Consider the following 22743-nt stretch of genomic DNA (forward strand, 5'->3'; position numbering starts at 1 on the left):
GCTCTGCTGTATTTTGGTACTTTGCAGCTGCTACCCTTTAGATAAAAAAGAGGACGACCTACCCGACATACGGCTGAACAGGCCGCAGTGCGCAAGCCGAAATAGTATTATTACATGCGACTGGGGATAATACTGCTTAGCGGAAACTCCACTGAACACTCATAACGAAAATCGCCGGAATAATAATTCCGCCCTCAACGCCAAAATAATCCGTAAAGTTATATTGCAGGCCATGATAAACATACGGGGAGAAGCCTACCCCGGTTAACTTCTTCGCCGTCCGGTAGGCCCCCGAGTCGCCGCAGTGGCTGAACGCTTTAAAAAAGAATTCCCCGGTGTAGGCGTATACGCCTTTAAACGTCCAGCCGCTTTGGCCTGCAACCCAGTCTCTTCTCATACCCAGCGACAGGCAGCGATCGTCAAAACTATTTTTCATCGTCCCGGCTAACGCGCTATATCTGGAATCCGGCGAAAACTTTCGCTCTACTGACAGAAACTGATTATTAAAATGCTCGTTATACTGCCCATGATTTCCCGTCAGGTGGTAGACATACGAACCGGTATTTATCGAATATAAATTAAGCTCCCCGGCATACCCTGGCCCTGCGGCCATCATTGAAATACCTAATATACAACTTCGTTTTTTAAACATGGACCAACTCAGAAAACGGCAAACGGATAACCTGAAAAGAAAAGCATAACGCTAGCACAGCGCGTCTAAACCGATGCTCAATCACTTTTTATACCGCATCTTCAGCCGCCCTTCGCCGGCTATGCTTTCCCCTCTTCACTTCCTGGGAAACGGGTGGTGATAAATATCGCCCGACCGATGGCGAAAACGGAGATACCAGTACAATTTTCCCGCCAACCTCTGTAGAATCCCTGCCCTGACCATTCCAATAATTGAACACTTTTTAAGCTATGAGCAATGTAACGCACCAGCCGAAGATCGGCTTCGTCTCCCTTGGCTGTCCGAAAAACCTTGTAGACTCAGAACGCATCCTGACCGAACTGCGCACCGAAGGGTATGACGTGGTTCCTACCTACGAAAACGCCGATATGGTTATCGTCAACACCTGCGGCTTTATCGATAGCGCCGTTCAGGAGTCGCTGGAAGCGATTGGCGAAGCCTTAAAAGAAAACGGCAAAGTGATCGTTACCGGCTGCCTGGGCGCAAAAGTCGACCAGATCCGCGAGGTTCATCCGAAAGTGCTGGAGATCACCGGCCCGCACAGCTACGAGCAGGTTCTCGAGCACGTACACCACTACACGCCGAAGCCGAAGCACAACCCGTTCCTGAGCCTGGTGCCGGAACAGGGCGTTAAGCTGACGCCGCGCCACTACGCTTACCTGAAAATTTCCGAAGGCTGTAACCACCGCTGCACGTTCTGCATCATTCCGTCCATGCGCGGCGATCTTGTGAGCCGTCCGATTGGCGAAGTGCTGTCTGAAGCTAAGCGCCTGGCCGACGCCGGGGTGAAAGAGCTGCTGGTGATTTCTCAGGATACCTCCGCCTACGGCGTCGATGTGAAGCATCGCACCGGTTTCCACAACGGCATGCCGGTGAAAACCAGCATGGTCAGCCTGTGCGAAGAGCTGGCAAAACTGGGTATCTGGGTGCGCCTGCACTACGTTTATCCATACCCGCACGTCGACGACGTGATCCCGCTGATGGCGGAAGGTAAAATCCTGCCGTATCTCGATATCCCGCTGCAGCACGCCAGCCCGCGGATCCTCAAGATGATGAAACGCCCGGGCTCCGCCGATCGCCAGCTGGCGCGCATCAAGCAGTGGCGTGAAGTCTGCCCTGACCTGACCCTGCGTTCGACCTTTATCGTCGGCTTCCCGGGAGAAACGGAAGAAGATTTCCAGATGCTGCTCGACTTCCTGAAAGAAGCCCGCCTTGACCGCGTCGGCTGCTTTAAATACAGCCCGGTCGATGGCGCTACCGCCAACGAGCTGGCGGATCAGGTTGCGGAAGAGGTGAAAGAGGAGCGCTGGAACCGCTTTATGCAGCTGCAGCAGCAGATTTCCGCCGAACGTCTGCAGGAGAAGGTCGGCCGCGAAATCATGGTACTTATCGACGAAGTTGACGAAGAAGGCGCCATTGGCCGCAGCATGGCCGACGCCCCGGAAATCGACGGCGCGGTGTATCTGAACGGCGAAACCAAAGTGAAACCGGGCGACGTGCTGCGGGTCAAAGTTGAGCATGCCGACGAGTACGACCTGTGGGGTAGCCGGGTTTAATTCCCGCTAACTTCCCCGGCGTCGCTCAGCTCGACGCCGGGAACTCTCAACGCCCCGCCGCTTTATCCATCCTGGCAACCATTTGATTATCAATCCGGAAAAAAATGACCGTTGTGGCCAACAGTAAATGCAGGCAGCCGGGTATTATTGTTGATAGCAAGGTGATTCCGGCAATCGATGATGGCGTCTGATTCTCCATACCCGACTGATAGGACACCGCCATCAGCGTCACGCTGATAATCACGCCCGCCACCGCCCAGGCAAGCTTCACGAAAAACAGGTTAAAGGCAAAGTTCATCCCCGAGGAACGACGTCCTGATTTCCACTCACCATAGGCATCAGCGAAGGTCACCAGCGTAAAATGCATCGGCAGTATAAAGCCCAGCACCAGACAGCAAAGAAAAACCAGAATTAGCCACAGCGTAGTCGCATCGCCGGGTACGAACCATACGGCAAAATGCGCGAGGCCGAGCACGACGTTAACCCAAAAATAGATTCGCCGGATTTCAAAAACTCGCGTCAGATACTGCACCAATATTGAGCCAATAATACCTCCCAGCGTCGCCAATCCAAAAAACAGAGAGGTATAGGCCGCATCACCATGCAGGACATAGGTGATAAAATACATCGCTGCCCCGCCCTTGGTGTTAAAGATGCTAATAATAAGCAGCGACATCACAAACGTCAGCAGCAGCTGGTCGTTGTGGCGGATGCTTTTAAGGCTCTCCTTTAAGTTAAAAGTATGCTGACTCCGCGCGGTAACGCGCTCTTTTACTCCATAAAAACAGCACAGGAACATTACCACGGCAAAGAACGCCAATATCCCCACGCCCCAACGATAGCCCTGCGCCTGGCTGTCGCCGCCGAAGTATTTCACCATAACAGGTAAACCGACCGAGACGGCAAATCCCGCAATGCCACAGAGCGCAAAACGCCACGATTGACATGACACTAACTCAAGCGGATTCGCGGTAATTTTGGTGATCAGCGCGCAATACGGAACGTTGTTTAGTGAATAAAGCACGGACAGCGCAAAATAGGTCAGTACCGCATAAACAATTTTCCATTGATACGCTAAATCGGGGACGCTGAAGGTTAAAAACGCAATCAAACCCAGCGGTATCGCCGTCCACAGGATAAAGGGGCGAAATTGCCCCATTGTTGTCGACGTGCGGTCGGCAACAATACCAATCAACGGGTCGGAGATAGCATCAATAATACGTAGCACCACAAATAAGGTGCCGACTATCGCTGGCGTCAATCCAAAAATATCTGTATAGAAAAAAGTCAAAAAATTGGAAATAAGCCCAGTAACGATCGTTCCGCCAGCGTCGCCTAAGCCATAGCTTATTTTTTCAGCGACGGTTAAGCGGGCCAGCGCCGTCGGAGGGACATCTGAAGGTCCTGCATCCAGGAAATCACTCATTTTCCCATCCCCCGATCCGAAGTCAGAATCGGCAGCACATCAGCCCCTTCCCGAACAAATAGCGGCAGTACGGAGAGCGGTGCAGCCACGGTGACGTTAACTCCACCGCGATAACGTTCCCCGCTGTTCGCATCGACCCAATACTCATTTTCCGGCAGCCACACCGAGCGGGAATTCTGCCCGGCATTGACGATGGGAGCCACCAGCACATCTGCGCCAAACAGATACTGATCGGTGGCGGCCCAACTATTCTGCTGCTGCGGATAATGATAAAACATCGGTCTCATCAGCGGTTCACCGCTTTCGTGGGCCTGGCGCATCAGTTGGCGCAGGTACGGACGTAGAGCTTCGCGTAAGGCAGTATATTGTTTAAGGATCTCGAACGTTGGCTCCCCGAAACTCCACAGCTCATTCCCGGCACCACTATTACACTGCGCAATACCGTCACGATACGGAATTTCTGGCTCAATAATAGGATCGCGATGACCGTGCATCCTAAGCACCGGGCTGAACACCGCCCACTGAAACCAGCGAATCAGCAGCTCATGGAACCCGGGATCGTTAACATTCCCGCCGTGGAATCCACCGATATCCGTTGTCCACCAGGGAATGCCGGCCATCCCCATACTGAGTCCGGCGCAAATCTGGTTGCGCATAGATTCAAACGAAGAGTGGATGTCGCCAGACCAAACGAGTGCACCATAGCGTTGGCTTCCCGCCCAGGCACAACGAACAAGATTCACCGGATTTTGCTGACCGGAATCGCGTAATCCTTGATAAAACGTCTGGGTATAGTTGAGCGGGTAGATATTCCCCACTTCCAGAGTGGAGCCAATGTGGTAGCGATAGTTATCAAAGTCATAAACACCGTACTCAGGCTCAGCTTCATCAAGCCAGAAAAGATTAACACCTCGATCGAAATAGTTTTTCTTACATACCTGCCAGACAAATTTTCGCGCATCAGGATGCGTTGGGTCTAAGAAGCGCGTATTGCCGAGAAAATCAAAGTTAATATTGAGCCCTTTACGGGTGTTGACTAAAAATCCGCGTTCATTCATCTGCGCATAATTTTCACTGCGTACATCAACCGTTGGCCAAACGGATACCATCAGCTCGGTTCCCATCTCGCGGAGCTCGGCGGTCATTGCCGCCGGGTCGGGCCATTCACGCTCATCAAATCGCCAGTCACCTTGAACCGGCCAATGGAAGAAGTCGGCGACAATCACCGCTAATGGGATCCCTTCGTCCCGGTACCGTCGAGCGACGGTCAGCAACTCTTCCTGCGTCCGATAGCGCAGTTTTGATTGCCATAAGCCTAGTGCAAACTCGGGCATTAACGGCGGTTTCCCTGTGACGGCGGCATACTGACGAACAATCTCTCCCGGCGTATCGCCAGCCGTAATCCAGTAGTCAATACGCGCCGCGGCTTGCGCATGCCAGCGGGTTTCGTTATTCGCAAATATAGCGTCACCAATCGCAGGATTATTCCATAAAAATCCATAACCTAAACTCGATACCATGAACGGTACGCTGGCTTGTGAATTACGCTGCGCCAGCTCAATGGCACACCCTTTTAAATTGATAAAGGAGTGCTGATACTGACCCATTCCACATATTTTTTCATCCGGGTTGCTTTCAAATCTGACATTAACTTCAAATGCGTTCCCTGCCAGCGGCTTACACTCTCTGGCCGATATTTTCAGCGCACTAATTTTCTTTTGCGGCTGTGTCCCTATATTCCAAAAATGCTCGCCATTGTCACGCTGCCGCCAGAGTTCCTCCAGCAGGCATTCCCCTTTATGATTAAAAAATGTTATTCGTCCTTGTATATCCACTCGTGCCCGGATGTTCCCATTGGTAATCGTTATTTCATCTTCCCCCTGATAAAAATCAGGTACAAATTCTGGCACATCCTGCATCGCATAATCCGTTGTAATGACGTCGTCAGGTTGCCATCCAGAAATAACCCTAAGGCTATTCTCACCCCATGGGATTATTTTCAAATACTGCCCATTCCAGGTCCAATATAATATATTACCTTTGATCTTCAACGTGTTCATGTTCACCTCAGAAAATATTAAGCATGATTCCGGAAACGTTTCCGATCCTGGTCAATATTCCACGGCATGTCAATGATGAAAACTATCAACTTAAATACAAATAAACGCTTTTGTGATCCGCGATTTATTTTTAAACACGTTTATCGTTATCATGATATATTATTGTGGATAATGTCCCAGAGAGATAAATTGAACAGTCCGCGATATAAATTCAGCGATATCGTCCATATGCAATAGAAAGGAAATTAATGAACATCAAAGCATTAGCGAAAAAATTGAATCTTTCTATCGCTACCGTTTCTCGTGCGCTAAACAATCATCCTGAAGTCAGTGCAGCCACCCAGCAAAGAGTGCGTGAAGCGGCAACGCTTTATGGCTATCTGCCCAATGCCGCAGGACGTAACTTACGGAAAGGCAAGGTCAATACCGTCGCGTTGCTGCTGCCTTCGGGAGATGGCGATAATTTTTATACCGCCTCCTTCTTCATGCGCGTCGCTGCCGGACTGCAAGCCCGGCTTCGCCAGCAAGATATTGATACCATCCTGCACCTGGCGCTTGATGATGAAGATGAACGGCTCTGGCTACAGAAAATTATCGAACAGCGAAAAGCGGATGCGGTCATCCTGACCAATACCACCCTTCACGACCCCAGAATTGAATACCTCGATCAGCACGCCTTCCCTTTTGCCACGCTGGGACGAAGCCATACTCTGCAAGGTGAATTTAACTGGGTCGACCTTGATTTTGCTTATGTCGCAAAAGTGGCTATTGAGCGCGGGAAACGAGCCGGCTACAAAAATTTCGCTCTGGTCACTCTTGGCAGACAAAGCGCTCAGGGGGATATATTTGCCCGCGCGTGGCGCGATGCGCTAAGCCTGCACGATATTCCAGTCAACGACAACTACGTCTACTACGGTGAAATTAGCGAAGCATCAGGTTATGAAGCGCTACAATATTTTCACGCCCTGACCGCGCTTCCGGATTATGTCGTTTTCCTAAGCGACCTGCAGCTATTAGGCGCCAGCGCTTACTCACAGCAACATGGCTGGGATCTTGCTTTTTTTGCCGGCGTATTCAGCAGCGATATGTCCTCTTTTTTACCCACCAAACCCACTGGTTTTGAAATTCCCTACCAGCAGCTCGGCAGCGAGCTTGCTCTTGCCGTACTGAACGCAATGCAGAAAAAGAGCGAGCCACGGCATTCACTGCCTGAGTTACGGTTTGTTGAGCGTCGGGAACACGTTATGCGCTGACCCGGTTTTACGCGGTTCGGCCGGGCTACATATGAGAGTAGCCCGGCCGGGAAAACTCCACCCTACCCCTTTATCTTCGGATCCAGCGCATCGCGCAGGCCGTCACCCAGCAGGTTAAACGCCAGCACCGTCAGGAAAATCGCAATCGCCGGGAACAGCGCCACGTGCGGCGCCATCACCATATCCGCCCGCGCTTCGTTCAGCATTGCCCCCCATTCCGGGGTCGGGGGCTGCGCGCCGAGGCCGAGGAATGAGAGGCTGGCGGCGGAGATTATCGACACCCCGATACGCATGGTGAAATAGACCACAATCGACGACACCGTGCCGGGCAGAATATGGCTGAACAGGATCGTCGCATCGCTGGCGCCGATGCTGCGCGCCGACTCGATAAAAGTCTGCTGCTTGAGGACCAGCGTATTGCCGCGCACCAGGCGAGCAAAAGCCGGAATGGAGAAGATCGCCACCGCGATGATCACGTTCGACATCCCGCTCCCCATAACCGCCACCACGGCGATCGCCAGCAGGATCCCCGGGAACGCGAACAGCACGTCGCAGATGCGCATAATTATCCGGTCCCACCAGCCTTCATAGTAACCGGCCAGCAGCCCGAGTACGGTGCCGATTGCCGCGCCGATCAGCACTGCCAGCACCCCGGCCGCCAGCGAAATCTGCGCCCCGACCAGCACCCGGCTGAAGATATCCCGGCCCAGCGAATCGACGCCGAACCAGTGCAGCATCGACGGGCCGTCGTTGAGGCGATCGTAGTCAAAGTAGTTTTCCGCATCGAACGGCGCTACCCACGGCGCCACGACGGCCACCGCGATCAGCAGCAGAACAAAAACGCCGGCGCCCATCGCCACCGGCTGACGGCGAAAGCGCCGCCAGAACTCATGCCACGGCGTACGTATCTGACCGGGTTTGATCCCCGGCATGGCGTTGATAACCGCCTGCCTTCTCCAGTTGAGCAATCGCACCTTACTTGTACCTGATAGCCGGGTTAATGGCGGCATACAGCACGTCCACCACTAAATTGATAAGAATAAATTCCAGCGAAAACAGCAGTACTTCCGCCTGAATCACCGGATAGTCGCGCATCTCGACCGAATCAACCAGCAGCCTGCCGAGCCCCGGCCAGTTGAAGACTTTCTCCACCACGATCGAGCCGCCGAGCAGGAAGCCAAACTGCAGCCCCATCATCGTCACCACCGGGATCATCGCATTGCGCAGGCCGTGCTTAAGCACCACCAGCGTCTCGCTGACCCCTTTCGCCCGCGCGGTGCGCATATAGTCCTCGTGCAGCACATCGACGAAAGATGCGCGGGTGAAGCGCGCCATCACCGCGGCTACCGCCGCGCCCAGGGTCACGGAGGGCAGAATATAGTGCCGCCAGCTATCGGCGCCCACCGTCGGCAGCCAGCCAAGTTCGACGGAGAAGACCTGCATCAGCAGCATCCCGAGGGCAAAAGCCGGAAAGGAAATACCGGTCACCGCCAGCGCCATCCCCAGCCGGTCCGGCCAGCGATTGCGCCAGACCGCGGCGGCAATCCCCGCCGCCATACCAAACACCACCGCCCAGCTCATGCTGGCAAGCGTCAGCCACAGCGTCGGCATAAAGCGGCTGGCGATTTCGCTACTCACCGGGCGACGCGATGCCATCGAGATGCCAAAATCCCCCTGCAGCACGCTGGTGATATAGTGCCAGAACTGGACGTGCAGCGGCCGATCGAGCCCCAGCTGCTCGCGGACCATCGCGACGATCTGCGCATCGGCTTCCGGTCCGGCAATCAGCCGCGCCGGGTCGCCGGGCAGCATATGTACAAACAGAAAAACCAGCACCGCCACAATCAGCAGGGTGGGAATCAGTCCCAGCAGGCGTTTAATCACATAATTAAGCATCGCCTCTCCTCACCCGAACCCTCTGCGCGAATGGCAGAGGGAGCAAGGCCCGGCGGCCTCTCCCCGCGGGGGAGAGGGTCGGGATAAAGGTAACAACCGTCACTGGGCTAAATCCGCCTGCTCAAAGCTGAATCCGGTATCCGGCTGAATATAAAAACCGCTCAGATTCTTACTGTGCGCGGAGACCAGTTTTTCCACCACCAGCGGCACCCACGGCGACTCTTTCCAGATAATGTCCTGGGCCTGTTTGTAGAGCCGCGTTTTTTCCTGCGCATCGGTCGTTTTCAGGGCATCGGTCAGGTCTTTATCCACCTGCGGATTGCCGTAGAAGGCGGTATTAAACAGGGTCGGCGGCCAGTTTTGTGAGGCGAAAAGCGGCGACAGCGCCCAGTCGGCTTCACCGGTCGAGGCCGACCAGCCGGTGTAGAACATGCGTACTCCGCTCTCTTTCTGTCCTTTGCCTTCCACTTCCGCCGCGCGCTGGCCGGCATCCATCGCCGTCAGCTGCGCTTTAATGCCCACCTGCGCCAGCTGCTGCTGGGTAAACTGCAGCACCTTCTGAGCGGTGCTGTGGTTATGCGATGACCACAGCGTGGTGCTGAATCCGTTAGGGAAACCGGCCTCTTTGAGCAGCTCGCGGGCCTTAGCCGGATCGTACGGCCACGGTTTAAAGGTCTCGGCATAGGCGATAGACGGCGGCACGACGCCGGTCGCCGGGGTGGCGTACCCGGCGAAGGCGACCTTCACCAGCGCCTGGCGGTTGATGGCGTAGTTAATCGCCTCGCGCACCTTCGGGTTATCAAACGGCTTCTGCGTGACGTTCATGCTGATATAACGCTGCATGATCGACGGGCTGGCAACCAGCTCCAGCTTGTCGTTTTTCGCCAGCAGCGGCGCCTGCTCGTAGGGGATCGGGAAGGCAAACTGCGCTTCGCCGGTTTGCAGCATCGCGGCGCGGGTGTTGTTATCCACCACCGGACGCCAGGTGATGGAGTCGAGCTTCGGCAGGCCTGGCTGCCAGTAGCCGGCAAACTTCGTCACCTTCACAAAATCGGTCTGGTTCCAGGTATCGAGCTGATACGGGCCGGTACCGACAGGATGAAAACCAATCTCTTTGCCATATTTTTTCAGCGCCGCCGGAGAGATCATCGCCGTTGCCGGATGGGCAAGGATATTGATAAACGCCGAGAAAGGCTGCCTGAGGGTGATTTTTACCGTCGTCGGATCAACCGCCTCGGTGCTGGCGATATTTTTGTACAGGTTATAGCGCTTGAGATGATTATCCGGATTGCTGGCGCGGTCGAGGTTAGCCTTCACCGCTTCGGCGTTAAAATCGGTACCGTCCTGGAACTTCACCCCCGGGTGCAGCTTAATGGTGTAGACCAGGCCGTCGGGCGAAACGGTATAGCTTTCCGCGAGAACGTTTTTCAGCTTCATCTCTTTATCAAGGCCGAACAGCCCCTGATAGAACGACTTGGCAACGGCCTGGGATAAGGTGTCGTTGGCATCATAAGGGTCGAGGGTCGTGAAGTTAGAGCCGACCGCCACCACCAGATCTTTTGCGGCCAGCGCCGGCGCCGTCGCCAGCGCCGAAGCGACGCCCAGCGCCAGCAACCATTTGCGTGATACGCGTTGTGTCATGTTGTTCTCCTGAAATGCTGCGTTATTGGTGTCGTTGTTATCTTCCCAGAACGCCGGCGGCAGGTTCCCGGGCAACGAAATGCCCAGGCCCTACCTGTTGTAGCGGCGCGCTGGCTACCTCTTCCCCTCCTCGCTTATAGATATTGCCCGGCAGCTCGTCAGAGAGCAGTACGCGCTGCGGATGACGATGCGCCGGGTCGGCCACCGGTACGGCGGCCATCAGCTTGCGGGTATAGGGATGCTGCGGGTTTTCAAACACGGCGCGACGCGGGCCAATCTCAACGATCCGCCCGCGATACATCACCGCAACGCGATGGCTGATACGTTCAACCACCGCCATATCGTGGGAAATAAACAAAAAGGCGATGCCCATTTCACGCTGTAAATCGAGCATCAGGTTGATAATCTGCGCGCGAATCGAGACGTCTAGCGCCGAAACCGATTCATCGGCAATCACCACCTTTGGATTCAGCGCCAGCGCCCGCGCAATGCATACGCGCTGGCGCTGGCCGCCGGAAAACTCGTGCGGGTAGCGCCAGGCGTGTTCAGGCTGCAGGCCGACGCGCTCAAGAAGCCAGGCGACGCGCTGGCGGGCCGCCTCGCCTTCCAGCAGCCCGTGTACGCGCAGCGGCTCCATAATCGAGTAGCCCACCGTTTGCCGCGGATCGAGCGAGGCATACGGGTCCTGGAAAATAAACTGAATATCGCGGCGCAGCGCCTGGAGCCTGCCGCCGGCCAGGGTATCGATACGTTCGCCGTTAAATACGATAGTCCCACTCTCGGTCGCCACCAGCCGCAGCAGCGCCCGACCGGTGGTGGATTTGCCGCAGCCGGACTCGCCGACCAGCGACAAGGTTTCTCCCGGCCAGAGGTCAAAGCTCACCTTTTCAACGGCATGCACCTCGCGGGTAATCCGGTTCAAAATGCCGCTGCGCAGCGGGAAACGCGCCACCAGGTCGCGTACCTGCAGAATCGGCTCGCCGGCGACGACGGTATCCTGTTCGCCTTCATCAGCCGCGCGTTGATTGAGCAGCGGGAAGCGGCGCGGCAGGTCGCTGCCGCGCATCGAGCCTAAGCGCGGAACGGCTGCCAGCAGCGCCTGGGTGTAAGGGTGCTCAGGCGCGCGGAAAATCTCCTCGACCGTCCCGCTCTCCACAGCTTCGCCGCGGTACATCACCAGCACGCGGTCGGCGATATCGGCCACGACGCCCATATCGTGAGTAATAAAAATAACCCCCATCTCCATCTCTTTTTGCAGCACGGCAATAAGCTGAAGGATCTGCGCCTGGATAGTGACATCCAGCGCGGTGGTGGGTTCGTCGGCAATCAGCACGGCCGGGCGGCACGAAAGCGCCATCGCGATCATGACCCGCTGGCGCATCCCGCCGGAGAGCTGATGCGGATAGCGTGACAGCATGGCCTCCGCCTCCGGTATCCGCACCTGGTCGAGCATTTTTTTCGCTTCGCGCAGCGCCTCGTCATGACCCAGCCGCTGGTGAAGACGAATAGACTCGGCAATCTGTTCGCCGATGGTAAACACCGGATTCAGCGAGGTCATCGGCTCCTGGAAAATCATCGCAATATCCGCCCCGCGCACGTGGCGCATTGCCGAAGCGGACTGTTCGCCAAGCGCAATGACCTGATTATTGCGCCGACGCAGCCACAGCGCGTCGCTGCTGACCTGACTGACGGCGTCATCGAGCAGGCGCATCAGCGCCAGCGCGGTGACCGACTTACCCGAGCCCGACTCGCCCACAATGGCTAGCGTTTCGCCGCGCCGCAGGTTGAACGAAAGATGCCGCACCGCAGAAAAAGTCTGCTGCTCCTGGCTGAACGCCACGTTCAGATCGCGCACCGCCAGAACATCACTGGCGTCGATTTCTTGACTATGCGGCAACGTCCCTTCCCCCTTATTCCCGATAAATACCAATAGTGGGCGTATCGCCCGCGTAGCACCAGGCCCGATACATCCCCTCGCTGTTAAACGGCAGCACCACGTTGCCTTCTCTGTCGATAGCAATCAGCCCGCCGCTGCCGCCGAGCGCCGGAAGCTTCTCCATCACCACCCGCTCACAGGCCTCATGCAGGCTCAGGTTCGCGTACTCCATGAGCGCGGCGATATCGTAGGCCGCGAGGGTGCGGATAAACACCTCGCCGGTGCCGGTACAGGAGACCGCCACGCTGGCGTTATTGGCGTAGCAGCCGGCTCCGGGCAGCGGACTATCGCCAACGCGCCCGGGGAGCTTATTGGTCATCCCGCCGGTGGACGTGGCGGCGGCAAGGTTGCCGGCGATATCCAGCGCTACCGCGCCGACGGTGCCCATTTTATGCCGCTCGTCCAGCGGCGCTGCGCCGTGGTCGAGGACGACCTCATCGTCTTCCTGCGCCTGCTGTAGCTGCAGACGGCGCTCGGTCGTCGAAAATAGATCGTTTTCCACCCGCGCCATACCGTGCGAGGCGGCGAACGCTTCCGCCCCTTCGCCAATCAGCAGCACGTGCGGGCTCTGTTCCAGCACCAGCCGCGCGGCCAGTACCGGGTTGCGCAGATGCTTAACGCCGGCAACCGCTCCGGCATGCAGGCTGTTGCCGTCCATCACGCAGGCGTCGAGCTCATGGGTGGCGTCCCGGGTAAACACCGAGCCGATCCCGGCGTTAAACAGCGGACACTCCTCCAGCTGGCGCACCGCCTCGGTGACCGTGTCCAGCGCGCTGGCGCCCGCCGCCAGCATTTTCTGCCCGCTATCGACAATCGCCGACAGCGCCGCCATGAACTGCCGTTCGCGCTCCGGCGTCAGCTGCGATCGGGTGATTGCCCCTGCGCCACCGTGAATTGCTATCACCGCCTTGCTCATTCCGCCATTCCTTCATGCTGCGCCGATCCGCCGCGGGTTTCGCTATTTATTCACGCCGCATCAGGTCTCAGCCCCCGCAAAGCGAGCTTAAATAATAAAGTGTATAGATATCATTATCGTGCTGACTGTCCTATACAATTTTTGAATATAGAAAGAGCGGACGGTGATGTAAAGCCTGTACCCAGGTGGCATATAGCCGCCCGCACTTTTCTGCCATAATAGGCGTTTTCGATGTTTGCCCGCAGGAGAAACCCATGGATTTTACCGCCGGACTGATGCCTCTCGACACAGCCCTGACCCAGATGCTCAACCGTATTACGCCGCTGAATACGGTGGAAACCGTGCCGCTGTTACAGGCCTTTTCGCGCGTGACCGCCCATGATCTCGTTTCGCCGCTGGACGTCCCCGGGTTTGACAACTCGGCCATGGACGGCTACGCCGTACGCCTCGCCGATCTTGCCGACGGCGCGGCGCTGCCGGTCGCCGGTAAAGCGTTCGCCGGCCAGCCGTTCCACGCTGCCTGGCCTGCGGGAACCTGCATTCGCATTATGACCGGCGCGCCGGTTCCGCAGGGCTGCGATGCGGTGGTGATGCAGGAAGAGACCGAGCAAACCGCCGACGGCGTTCGCTTCATCGCCGCGGTAAAACCCGGCCAGAATATTCGTCGTCGCGGCGAAGATATCGCTAACGGCGCGGTGGTATTCCCGGCAGGTACGCCGTTGACCGTCGCGGAGCTGCCGGTGCTGGCGTCGCTGGGCATCGCCGACGTCGAGGTAGTGCGCAAAGTTCGCGTGGCGGTATTCTCTACCGGCGACGAGCTGCAGCTGCCGGGCCAACCGCTTGGCGACGGGCAAATCTACGATACCAACCGCCTGGCGGTGCATCTGATGCTCCAGCAGCTGGGCTGCGAGGTGATCAACCTCGGCATTATTGCCGACGACCCGGCAAAACTGCGCGCGGCGTTTATCGCCGCCGACCAGCAGGCCGATGTGGTGATTAGCTCGGGCGGCGTCTCGGTCGGCGAAGCGGATTACACCAAAGAGATCCTTGAGGAGCTCGGCGAAATCGGCTTCTGGAAGCTGGCGATCAAGCCCGGTAAACCTTTTGCTTTCGGCAAGCTCAGCCACAGCTGGTTCTGCGGCCTGCCGGGCAATCCGGTTTCCGCCACCCTCACCTTCTATCAGCTGGTGCTGCCGCTGCTGGCAAAACTGAGCGGCAGCGCGGGCGGCGCGCAGCCGATGCGCCTCCGCGTGCGGGCGGCGACGCGACTGAAAAAATCCCCGGGACGCCTCGACTTCCAGCGCGGCGTGCTGCAGCGTAACCCGGACGGCGAGCTGGTGGTGACGTCCACCGGTCATCAGGGCTCACACATTTTCAGCTCATTTAGCCAGGGTAACTGCTTTATCGTGCTGGAGCGCGAGCGCGGTAACGTGGAAGCGGGCGAGTGGGTCGAAGTCGAACCCTTTCACCACCTCCTCGGAGGGCTGTGATGGACGTCGAGCTGAGCGATGAGGAGATGCTGCGCTACAACCGGCAGATAATCCTGCGCAATTTCGATTTTGACGGTCAGGAGCGGCTGAAAGGCGCCCGGGTGCTGGTGGTCGGCCTCGGTGGCCTGGGCTGCGCTGCCGCCCAGTATCTGGCGGCGGCCGGCGTCGGCGAGCTTACCCTGCTCGATTTCGATAGCGTCTCGCTCTCCAATCTACAGCGCCAGACGCTGCACAGCGATGCCGCTATCGGTCTGCCGAAGGTGGACTCCGCCCGCGATTCGCTGGCGCGGATCAACCCCCACGTACGGCTCACCCCGCTGAATGCGCTGCTGGACCAGCAGGCGCTGGCGGCGCAGATCGCCGCCCACGATCTGGTGCTCGACTGTACCGATAACGTGGCGATACGCAATCAGCTCAACGCGGGCTGTTTTCAGCATCAAACGCCGCTGGTCTCCGGCGCCGCGATCCGCATGGAGGGGCAAATCAGCGTCTTTATGTATCAGGATAACGAGCCCTGCTATCGCTGCCTGAGCCGGCTGTTCGGCGAGAATGCCCTCACCTGCGTTGAGGCTGGCGTGATGGCGCCGCTGGTCGGCGTCATTGGCTCCCTGCAGGCGATGGAGGCCATTAAAGTCTTAACTCAGTACGGCACGCCTGCCGCGGGCAAGCTGGTCATGTACGACGCCATGACCTGTCAGTTCCGCGAAATGAAGCTGATGCGCGACCCGCAGTGCGAGGTTTGCGCCAGCCGTTAGCCCTTCTCCGGCGGCGGCCGTCGCCGGAAAATTTGTGATCGACCGCGCCTTTCCCCTCTTCGCCGCAGCGGCCCGCCCCGCTTGTTGATTTGCATCAATACAACTTTCATTCGAAAGTTATTTAATCTTCATATGCAAAAAAAGGGGGGGGCCTTCATGATTTTCAACATTCAGCGCTACTCAACCCATGACGGCCCTGGGATCCGCACCGTCGTATTCCTTAAAGGCTGCTCGCTGGGCTGCCGCTGGTGTCAAAACCCGGAAAGCCGCTCTCGCACTGCGGATCTGCTATACGACGCCCGCCTGTGCCTTGCGGGCTGCGATCTGTGCCAGCAGGCCGCGCCGGATGTGATAACCCGTAAACTCGACGGCCTGATTATCCACCGCCAGAAGCTCACCGCCGAAGGCTATGAGCGGCTGCGCGACTGCTGCCCGACAACCGCCCTCAGCGTATGCGGCGAAGAAAAAGAGGTGGCGCAGATTATGGCCACGGTGCTGCGCGATAAGCCTTTTTACGATCGCAGCGGCGGCGGCGTGACCCTTTCCGGCGGCGAGCCGTTTATGAATCCCGAGCTGGCGCGGCAGCTGCTGCAGGCCAGCCGCGCGGCGGGGATTCATACCGCGGTCGAAACCTGCCTGCACGTGCCGTGGAAATACGTTGAGCCCTCGCTGCCCTATGTTGACCTGTTCCTCGCCGACCTCAAGCACGTCAACGAAGCCATTTTCAAAGAGTGGACCGACGGCAGCGCCGGCCGGGTGCTCGATAACCTGCAGCGCGTAGCGCAGGCGGGGAAGAAAATCATCATCCGCGTCCCGCTGATTCAGGGCTTCAACGCCGATGAGGCGACGATTGCCGCGATTACCGACTTTGCCGCCGACCGTCTGCAGGTTGGCGAGATCCACTTCCTGCCGTACCACACGCTGGGAATGAACAAATATCAGTTACTCAGTCAGCCCTATACCGCTCCGGACAAACCCCTTGCTGCCCCCGAGCTGCTCGCCTTCGCGCAGACCTACGCTCAGAGCAAAGGTTTAACGGCTACTCTACGAGGATAAAATGATGACCACTCTGAAACTGGATACGCTAAGCCCCCGCATTCAGGCGCATAAAACCGCGCTGGTACATATCGTTAAGCCGCCGGTGTGCACCGAACGGGCGCGGCACTATACCGCCGCTTATCAGCAGCACCTGGATAAGCCAATCCCGGTACGCCGCGCGCTGGCGCTGGCCCACCATCTGGCAGAACGCACCATCTGGATCAAACACGACGAGCTGATCGTCGGCAACCAGGCCAGCGAAGTGCGCGCGGCGCCAATTTTCCCGGAATATACCGTCAGCTGGATTGAGAAGGAGATTGACGATCTCGCCGATCGTCCCGGCGCCGGTTTCGCGGTCAGCGAAGAGAACAAGCGCATCCTGCATGAAATCTGCCCGTGGTGGCGCGGTCAGACCGTGCAGGATCGCTGCTACGGGATGTTCACCGATGAACAAAAAGCGCTGCTCGCCGCCGGAATTATTAAAGCGGAAGGCAACATGACTTCCGGCGATGCTCACCTCGCGGTGAACTATCCGCTGCTGCTGGAAAAAGGCCTCGACGGCATGCGCGCTAAGGTCGCCGAACGCCGCTCGCGTATTAACCTGACCGTGCTGGAAGATCTGCACGGCGAGCAGTTCCTTAAGGCCATTGATATCGTGCTGGAGGCGGTCAGCGATCACAGCCGACGCTTTGCCGAACTGGCGCGCAGCATGGCGGCGGAAGAAACCCGCGCCTCCCGCCGCGACGAGCTGCTGACTATCGCCGAAGGCTGCGAGATCGTTGCCCACGAGCCGCCGAAAACCTTCTGGCAGGCGCTGCAGCTGTGCTACTTCATTCAGCTGATCCTGCAGATTGAATCCAACGGCCATTCGGTCTCCTTCGGCCGTATGGATCAGCACCTGTATCCTTACTACCGTCGCGACGTCGAGCTCCAGCAGTCGCTGGACCGCGAGCATGCCATCGAGCTGCTGCACAGCTGCTGGCTGAAGCTGCTGGAAGTGAACAAGATCCGCTCCGGCTCGCACTCCAAAGCATCCGCGGGCAGCCCGCTGTATCAGAACGTCACCATCGGCGGCCAGAACCTGCGCGACGGCCAGCCGCAGGATGCGGTGAACCCGCTCTCGTACGCGATCCTCGAATCCTGCGGGCGTCTGCGCTCGACTCAGCCCAACCTCAGCGTGCGCTACCACGCCGGGATGAGTAACGACTTCCTCGATGCCTGCGTGCAGGTCATTCGCTGCGGCTTCGGCATGCCGGCGTTCAATAACGATGAGATCGTTATTCCAGAGTTCATCAAGCTCGGGATTGAGCCTCAGGATGCCTACGACTACGCGGCGATTGGCTGTATCGAAACCGCCGTGGGCGGCAAATGGGGCTATCGCTGCACCGGGATGAGCTTTATCAACTTCGCCCGCGTGATGCTGGCCGCGCTGGAAGGCGGCCGCGACGCCACCAGCGGCCAGGTGTTTCTGCCGCAGGAGCACGCGCTATCGAAAGGCAACTTCGGCAGCTTCGAGCAGGTGCTGGCCGACTGGGATACCCAGATCCGCTACTACACGCGTAAGTCGATCGAAATTGAGTACGTCGTCGATACCATGCTGGAAGAGAACGTGCACGATATTCTCTGCTCCGCGCTGGTGGATGACTGCATCGAGCGGGCGAAAAGCATCAAACAGGGCGGCGCGAAGTATGACTGGGTTTCCGGTCTGCAGGTCGGGATCGCCAACCTCGGTAATAGCCTGGTGGCGGTGAAAAAGCTGGTCTTCGAGCAGGGCGCCATCGGCCAGCAGCAGCTGGCGACAGCCCTCGCGGAGGACTTCGAAGGGCTGACCCACGAGCAGCTGCGCCAGCGCTTAATCAACGGCGCACCGAAGTACGGCAACGATGAGGACAGCGTCGACGCCCTGCTGGCCCGCGCCTATCAAACCTATATCGACGAGCTGAAGCATTACCATAACCCGCGCTACGGCCGCGGCCCGATTGGCGGGAACTACTACGCCGGGACCTCGTCTATTTCCGCCAACGTGCCGTTTGGCGCCCAGACGATGGCTACCCCGGATGGACGCAAAGCCCACTCTCCGCTGGCCGAAGGGGCAAGCCCGGCTTCCGGCACCGACCACCTCGGGCCAACCGCGGTGATTAGCTCGGTCGGTAAGCTCCCCACCGGGGCGATTCTCGGCGGCGTACTGCTGAATCAGAAGCTCAACCCGGCGACGCTGGAGAACGAGTCCGATAAGCAGAAGCTAATGGTGCTGCTGCGCACCTTCTTCGAGGTGCACAAAGGCTGGCATATCCAGTACAACATCGTCTCGCGCGAAACGCTGCTGGACGCGAAGAAACACCCTGACCAGTATCGTGATTTAGTGGTTCGCGTCGCCGGCTACTCGGCGTTCTTTACCGCCCTGTCGCCGGATGCCCAGGACGATATTATCGCCCGTACCGAGCATACGCTGTAGAGCGGACCCCGCATCACACAACACCCGGCTGGCGCTACGCCTGGCCGGGCTACCCGCTCCTCGCCGGTTTTGGATTTTGCGCGGCAGGAAGCCGCAAAGACGGCGGGTAGCCTTTCATTCGAAATAAATTTGTGCTTTGGGTCACATTGTAATTAGAATGTTACTGGTCGCAGTTAAGCCAGGAGCATAGGTATGACCATTAAAGTTATCGTCACTGATATGGACGGAACTTTTCTCAATGACGCCAAGCAGTATGACCGCTCGCGTTTTCTCGCGCAGTTCGCGCAGCTCAATAAGCAGGGTATTGAATTCGTTGTCGCCAGCGGCAATCAGTACTACCAGCTGATCTCCTTTTTCCCGGAAATTCGCGAGCAGATCTCCTTCGTCGCCGAGAATGGCGCGCTGGTGTACGAGCACGGCCGGCAGCTGTTTCACGGCGAGCTGACCCGCCATGAGTCGCAGATTGTGATCGGCGAGCTGCTCAAAGACCCGCAGCTCAACTTCGTCGCCTGCGGCCTTGAAAGCGCCTACGTCAGCGACCGCGCGCCCGACAGCTTCGTCGCGCTGATGTCAAAGCACTATCATCGTCTGCAGCGCATCGCCAGTTACCATGATATCGACGACACGCTGTTTAAGTTCTCGCTTAACCTGCCGGACAGCGATATCCCGCAGCTTATTGATAAGCTGCACGTCTCGCTGGACGGCATCATGAAGCCGGTGACCAGCGGCTTTGGCTTCGTCGATTTAATTATCCCCGGCCTGCATAAAGCTAACGGTATCAGCCGCCTGCTGAAACGCTGGCACATCTCGCCGCAGGAGTGCGTGGCGATTGGCGACAGCGGCAACGACGCCGAAATGCTGAAGCTGGTGAAGTACTCTTTCGCTATGGGCAACGCCGCCGATAGCATCAAGGCCATCTCCCGCTTTGCGACCGATGACAATAACCACCACGGCGCGCTGAATGTGATTCAGGCCGTTGTGGACCACGCCGCCCCCTTCAACGAATAGCCTGCCGCCGGGGCCTCCTGCCCCGGTTTTTTCCATTTTGTGCACCTCATCCAATTTTTAAACTTGCATTAACTTAAATTTAACTTAAATTAACGTTTGTAAGATTTAATACTTTCGAATGAAAGCAAGGTGAGGCTATCATGACGGTTATCCATACCAGCGAAACGCTCCCCGCCGACCACAAAGCGGCGATTCGACAAATAAAACAGGATCTGCGCGCGCAAATTGGCGACGTGCAGGCCGTGTTCGAGCGGCTGACGGCGCGAATTAGCGCGCGCCTCGACGAAATTGACGCCATCAAGGCGCGCGGGGAAGAGGTCTGGCCGATTATCCCGTTCAGCGATATTGCGCAGGGCAAAGTGAGCGATGCCCAGCGCGAGGCCATCAGACGCCGCGGCTGCGCGGTGATCAAAGGTCACTTCTCACGCGAGCGGGCGCTGGCGTGGGATAACTCGATGCTGGAATACCTCGATCTCAACCGCTTCGACGACGTTTACAAAGGCCCCGGCGATACCTTCTTCGGCTCGCTCGACGCCTCGCGTCCGGAGATTTACCCGATTTACTGGTCGCAGGCGCAGATGCAGGCGCGGCAGAGCGACGAGATGGCCGCGGTGCAGTCGTTCCTTAACCGCCTGTGGACCTTCAGCCATGACGGCAAGCAGTGGTTCGACCCGGACGTCAGCGTTATCTATCCTGACCGCATCCGCCGCCGCCCGCCGGGCACCACCTCGAAGGGGCTGGGGGCGCACACCGATTCAGGCGCCCTCGAGCGCTGGCTGCTGCCCGCCTATCAGCAGGTATTCGCCAACGTCTTTAACGGCAATATTGACGCTTACGACCCGTGGGATGCGGCGCACCGGACCGAAGTGGAAGAGTACACCGTCGACAACACCACCAAATGCTCGGTATTCCGCACCTTCCAGGGCTGGACGGCGCTCTCCGATATGATCCCGGATCAGGGCCTGCTGCACGTGGTGCCGATTCCGGAGGCGATGGCCTACGTTCTGCTGCGTCCGCTGCTCGACGACGTCCCTGACGATGAGCTGTGCGGCGTGGCGCCGGGTAAAGTGTTGCCGATTTCCGAGAAATGGCACCCGCTGCTGATTAAAGCGCTAAGCGCGATCCCGGCCATCAGCGCCGGCGATTCGGTGTGGTGGCACTGCGACGTGATCCACTCGGTGGCGCCGGTCGAAAACCAGCAGGGCTGGGGCAACGTGATGTATATCCCCGCCGCCCCGCTGTGCGAGAAGAATCTCGCCTACGCGCACAAGGTTAAAATCGCGCTCGAGAAAGGCGCATCGCCGGGCGATTTCCCGCGCGAAGACTACGAAGCCGACTGGCAGGCGCGCTTTACCCTCGACGATCTCAACGTTCACGGCAAACGCGCGCTGGGTATCGACGTTTAATCGTCGTACAGCCCCTGTTGCTCAACGGCGGTGCGGCGGCTGCCGGGCCGTATCCGCCGTACCGAATCCCGAACCACCAGCGTCCCGTTTAGCAGCAGCGAACCGCGCGGGGCGTGGGGACGGATCAGCCGCTGCTGCAGGAGCTGCACCGCCTCAGTGCCGAGCTCATCGCGCGGGACGTGGACGGCGGTAAGCGGCACATCCTGGATAGCCGCGAGGTTAAACCCGTCGATGCTCATGACCGAGATGTCCTGAGGAACCCGCAGGCCGCGCTTTTGCAAGGCGTTCACGGTCCCCACCACCATATAATCTCCGCCAACCAGGAAGGCCGTCGGCAGCGGCTTACCCGCCTGAGCATCGAGCCACTCTCCTACCTGCTCCTCCGTCTCCCTGGCGCTGAAGTTCGCCACGCCGATCAGATCTCGCCCGTCGAGGAAACGTAGGTTACGCGCCCGCCAGGCCTCCTTGATGCCCACCAGCCGCAGCTCCATGGTGTAGCGCCGCAGACACATCACGTTCATGACCGCCCGATGCCCCATCTCAAACAGATAGCGCGCGGCAAACTGGCCAATCAGCCGGTGATCCGGGGCGATCGACGTCAGGCGCATGCCCTCATCCCGGCAGTTGATCAGCACGCAGGGTTTGGCGAAATCGGCGGCCAGATCGTGAATATGCGGATCGTCAATGCCCAGCAGAATGGCCGCCTCGGTCTCCGCCTCGTTCATGCGGGCCAAAAACAGGTTGGCATCGCTGTCGTTCTCTTCCAGCGCGCAGGTTCGCAGGCGGACCTCATGCGGAGCCAGCGCATTATTAATGCTCTGAATGACCCGGTAGTAATAGATATCTGAGCGCTCATCAAACGCCCGGGAAGGGGCGAAAACCACCAGGCTGTTCAGCAGCATGCGTCCGGCGGCGAGTCCCTCCATCACCCCCATTTCGCGGGCGCACTGCAGGACCCGCTGGCGCGCCTTTTCGCTGGTGTTCGCTTTGCCCGCCAGCACCCGGGAAACGGTACTCGCCGACATCCCCGTGCGGGCCGCGATTTCGGCAATTCTCAGCTTTTTATCCATTTTGTGATCCAGCTCCATCTTGCAAATGAAAGAATTTTCATGGCGCTAAAAAGCAGTTTATCAAGCCAGATTCGCTATCTGTCGTGAGCTTTTCCTCATCTCATGAAAAAAGTTGCATAAATAAGACTATTGGCCGCTCATTTTCT

General features: G+C 58.0%; 17 protein-coding genes. 8 read left to right on the forward strand and 9 right to left on the reverse strand.

Annotated features, from left to right (window positions below; translation table 11 throughout):
• Window positions 1-136: 136 nt before the first annotated feature.
• Window positions 137-652 (reverse strand): hypothetical protein, encoded by a 516-nt coding sequence (locus QFI97_RS19630; protein ID WP_499843348.1) that lies wholly within the window; start codon window positions 650-652, stop codon window positions 137-139.
• 269 nt (window positions 653-921) lie between these two features.
• Between QFI97_RS19630 and rimO the strand changes: the two genes are divergently transcribed.
• On the forward strand, window positions 922-2247 hold the full coding sequence (gene rimO / locus QFI97_RS19635) for a 30S ribosomal protein S12 methylthiotransferase RimO (protein ID WP_095095453.1): 1326 nt from the start codon (window positions 922-924) through the stop codon (window positions 2245-2247).
• Between the two features lie 46 nt (window positions 2248-2293).
• On the opposite strand, the gene QFI97_RS19640 is transcribed toward rimO, so the two are convergent.
• Both QFI97_RS19640 and QFI97_RS19645 read right to left on the reverse strand, forming a co-directional pair.
• The gene (locus QFI97_RS19640; protein ID WP_346431828.1) at window positions 2294-3673 is read right to left on the reverse strand and encodes an MFS transporter; all 1380 of its coding nucleotides are present in this window, start codon (window positions 3671-3673) and stop codon (window positions 2294-2296) included.
• Complete coding sequence (locus QFI97_RS19645) at window positions 3670-5733, reverse strand: glycoside hydrolase family 31 protein (protein ID WP_346431829.1); 2064 nt, start codon at window positions 5731-5733, stop codon at window positions 3670-3672. The genes QFI97_RS19640 and QFI97_RS19645 overlap by 4 nt, the downstream gene beginning before the upstream one ends.
• A 248-nt stretch (window positions 5734-5981) precedes the next feature.
• Here QFI97_RS19645 and QFI97_RS19650 point away from each other — a divergent pair, with 248 nt between their 5' ends.
• Complete coding sequence (locus QFI97_RS19650) at window positions 5982-6986, forward strand: LacI family DNA-binding transcriptional regulator (protein WP_346431830.1); 1005 nt, start codon at window positions 5982-5984, stop codon at window positions 6984-6986.
• A gap of 62 nt (window positions 6987-7048) precedes the next feature.
• Here the strand turns inward: QFI97_RS19650 and gsiD are convergent, their stop codons facing one another.
• From gsiD to iaaA, 5 genes are all read right to left on the reverse strand, one after another.
• Window positions 7049-7960: a glutathione ABC transporter permease GsiD gene (gsiD, locus tag QFI97_RS19655; protein WP_331835706.1), complete on the reverse strand. Its 912-nt coding sequence runs from the start codon at window positions 7958-7960 to the stop codon at window positions 7049-7051.
• A 1-nt stretch (window position 7961) separates the two neighbouring features.
• Complete coding sequence (gsiC, locus tag QFI97_RS19660) at window positions 7962-8882, reverse strand: glutathione ABC transporter permease GsiC (protein ID WP_346431831.1); 921 nt, start codon at window positions 8880-8882, stop codon at window positions 7962-7964.
• Window positions 8883-8981: 99 nt separating this feature from the next.
• The gene (gene gsiB, locus QFI97_RS19665; RefSeq protein ID WP_346431832.1) at window positions 8982-10523 is read right to left on the reverse strand and encodes a glutathione ABC transporter substrate-binding protein GsiB; all 1542 of its coding nucleotides are present in this window, start codon (window positions 10521-10523) and stop codon (window positions 8982-8984) included.
• A 37-nt stretch (window positions 10524-10560) separates the two neighbouring features.
• The gene (gene gsiA, locus QFI97_RS19670; protein WP_346431833.1) at window positions 10561-12420 is read right to left on the reverse strand and encodes a glutathione ABC transporter ATP-binding protein GsiA; all 1860 of its coding nucleotides are present in this window, start codon (window positions 12418-12420) and stop codon (window positions 10561-10563) included.
• A gap of 13 nt (window positions 12421-12433) precedes the next feature.
• The gene (gene iaaA / locus QFI97_RS19675) at window positions 12434-13375 is read right to left on the reverse strand and encodes a beta-aspartyl-peptidase (protein WP_095095440.1); all 942 of its coding nucleotides are present in this window, start codon (window positions 13373-13375) and stop codon (window positions 12434-12436) included.
• A gap of 254 nt (window positions 13376-13629) precedes the next feature.
• Between iaaA and moeA the strand changes: the two genes are divergently transcribed.
• The 6 genes from moeA to QFI97_RS19705 all read left to right on the forward strand — a co-directional run bounded on the left by moeA (window position 13630) and on the right by QFI97_RS19705 (window position 21527).
• On the forward strand, window positions 13630-14865 hold the full coding sequence (moeA, locus tag QFI97_RS19680) for a molybdopterin molybdotransferase MoeA (RefSeq protein ID WP_346431834.1): 1236 nt from the start codon (window positions 13630-13632) through the stop codon (window positions 14863-14865).
• Window positions 14865-15620, forward strand: a complete 756-nt coding sequence (moeB, locus tag QFI97_RS19685) for a molybdopterin-synthase adenylyltransferase MoeB (protein WP_095095434.1) — start codon at window positions 14865-14867, stop codon at window positions 15618-15620. The genes moeA and moeB overlap by 1 nt, the downstream gene beginning before the upstream one ends.
• Before the next feature lie 156 nt (window positions 15621-15776).
• On the forward strand, window positions 15777-16676 hold the full coding sequence (locus QFI97_RS19690; RefSeq protein ID WP_331850527.1) for a glycyl-radical enzyme activating protein: 900 nt from the start codon (window positions 15777-15779) through the stop codon (window positions 16674-16676).
• Between the two features lie 4 nt (window positions 16677-16680).
• Window positions 16681-19113, forward strand: coding sequence for a formate C-acetyltransferase/glycerol dehydratase family glycyl radical enzyme (locus tag QFI97_RS19695; protein WP_346431835.1), 2433 nt, complete (start codon window positions 16681-16683; stop codon window positions 19111-19113).
• Window positions 19114-19305: 192 nt separating this feature from the next.
• Entirely contained in the window at window positions 19306-20121 is an 816-nt protein-coding gene (locus tag QFI97_RS19700; RefSeq protein WP_095095428.1) for a Cof-type HAD-IIB family hydrolase, read from the forward strand.
• Window positions 20122-20261: 140 nt separating this feature from the next.
• Entirely contained in the window at window positions 20262-21527 is a 1266-nt protein-coding gene (locus QFI97_RS19705) for a DUF1479 domain-containing protein (protein WP_346431836.1), read from the forward strand.
• On the opposite strand, the gene QFI97_RS19710 is transcribed toward QFI97_RS19705, so the two are convergent.
• A complete protein-coding gene (locus tag QFI97_RS19710; protein ID WP_331835713.1) occupies window positions 21524-22597 on the reverse strand; it encodes a LacI family DNA-binding transcriptional regulator in 1074 nt (357 codons plus the stop codon). The two genes, QFI97_RS19705 and QFI97_RS19710, sit on opposite strands and share 4 nt — an antisense overlap.
• Between the last annotated feature and the right edge of the window lie 146 nt (window positions 22598-22743).

Origin of the sequence: Klebsiella scottii (assembly GCF_036561945.1) — a bacterium.
In the GTDB taxonomy this organism is placed as follows: Bacteria; Pseudomonadota; Gammaproteobacteria; order Enterobacterales; family Enterobacteriaceae; genus Klebsiella; species Klebsiella scottii.

What these genes read in the sequence shown, in the direction of transcription:
- QFI97_RS19630 (WP_499843348.1), bottom strand. Translation starts at nt 652, where the DNA reads ATGTTTAAAAAACGAAGTTGTATATTAGGTATTTCAATGATGGCCGCA.
- rimO (WP_095095453.1), top strand. Translation starts at nt 922, where the DNA reads ATGAGCAATGTAACGCACCAGCCGAAGATCGGCTTCGTCTCCCTTGGC.
- QFI97_RS19640 (WP_346431828.1), bottom strand. Translation starts at nt 3,673, where the DNA reads ATGAGTGATTTCCTGGATGCAGGACCTTCAGATGTCCCTCCGACGGCG.
- QFI97_RS19645 (WP_346431829.1), bottom strand. Translation starts at nt 5,733, where the DNA reads ATGAACACGTTGAAGATCAAAGGTAATATATTATATTGGACCTGGAAT.
- QFI97_RS19650 (WP_346431830.1), top strand. Translation starts at nt 5,982, where the DNA reads ATGAACATCAAAGCATTAGCGAAAAAATTGAATCTTTCTATCGCTACC.
- gsiC (WP_346431831.1), bottom strand. Translation starts at nt 8,882, where the DNA reads ATGCTTAATTATGTGATTAAACGCCTGCTGGGACTGATTCCCACCCTG.
- gsiB (WP_346431832.1), bottom strand. Translation starts at nt 10,523, where the DNA reads ATGACACAACGCGTATCACGCAAATGGTTGCTGGCGCTGGGCGTCGCT.
- iaaA (WP_095095440.1), bottom strand. Translation starts at nt 13,375, where the DNA reads ATGAGCAAGGCGGTGATAGCAATTCACGGTGGCGCAGGGGCAATCACC.
- moeA (WP_346431834.1), top strand. Translation starts at nt 13,630, where the DNA reads ATGGATTTTACCGCCGGACTGATGCCTCTCGACACAGCCCTGACCCAG.
- moeB (WP_095095434.1), top strand. Translation starts at nt 14,865, where the DNA reads ATGGACGTCGAGCTGAGCGATGAGGAGATGCTGCGCTACAACCGGCAG.
- QFI97_RS19690 (WP_331850527.1), top strand. Translation starts at nt 15,777, where the DNA reads ATGATTTTCAACATTCAGCGCTACTCAACCCATGACGGCCCTGGGATC.
- QFI97_RS19695 (WP_346431835.1), top strand. Translation starts at nt 16,681, where the DNA reads ATGACCACTCTGAAACTGGATACGCTAAGCCCCCGCATTCAGGCGCAT.
- QFI97_RS19700 (WP_095095428.1), top strand. Translation starts at nt 19,306, where the DNA reads ATGACCATTAAAGTTATCGTCACTGATATGGACGGAACTTTTCTCAAT.
- QFI97_RS19705 (WP_346431836.1), top strand. Translation starts at nt 20,262, where the DNA reads ATGACGGTTATCCATACCAGCGAAACGCTCCCCGCCGACCACAAAGCG.
- QFI97_RS19710 (WP_331835713.1), bottom strand. Translation starts at nt 22,597, where the DNA reads ATGGATAAAAAGCTGAGAATTGCCGAAATCGCGGCCCGCACGGGGATG.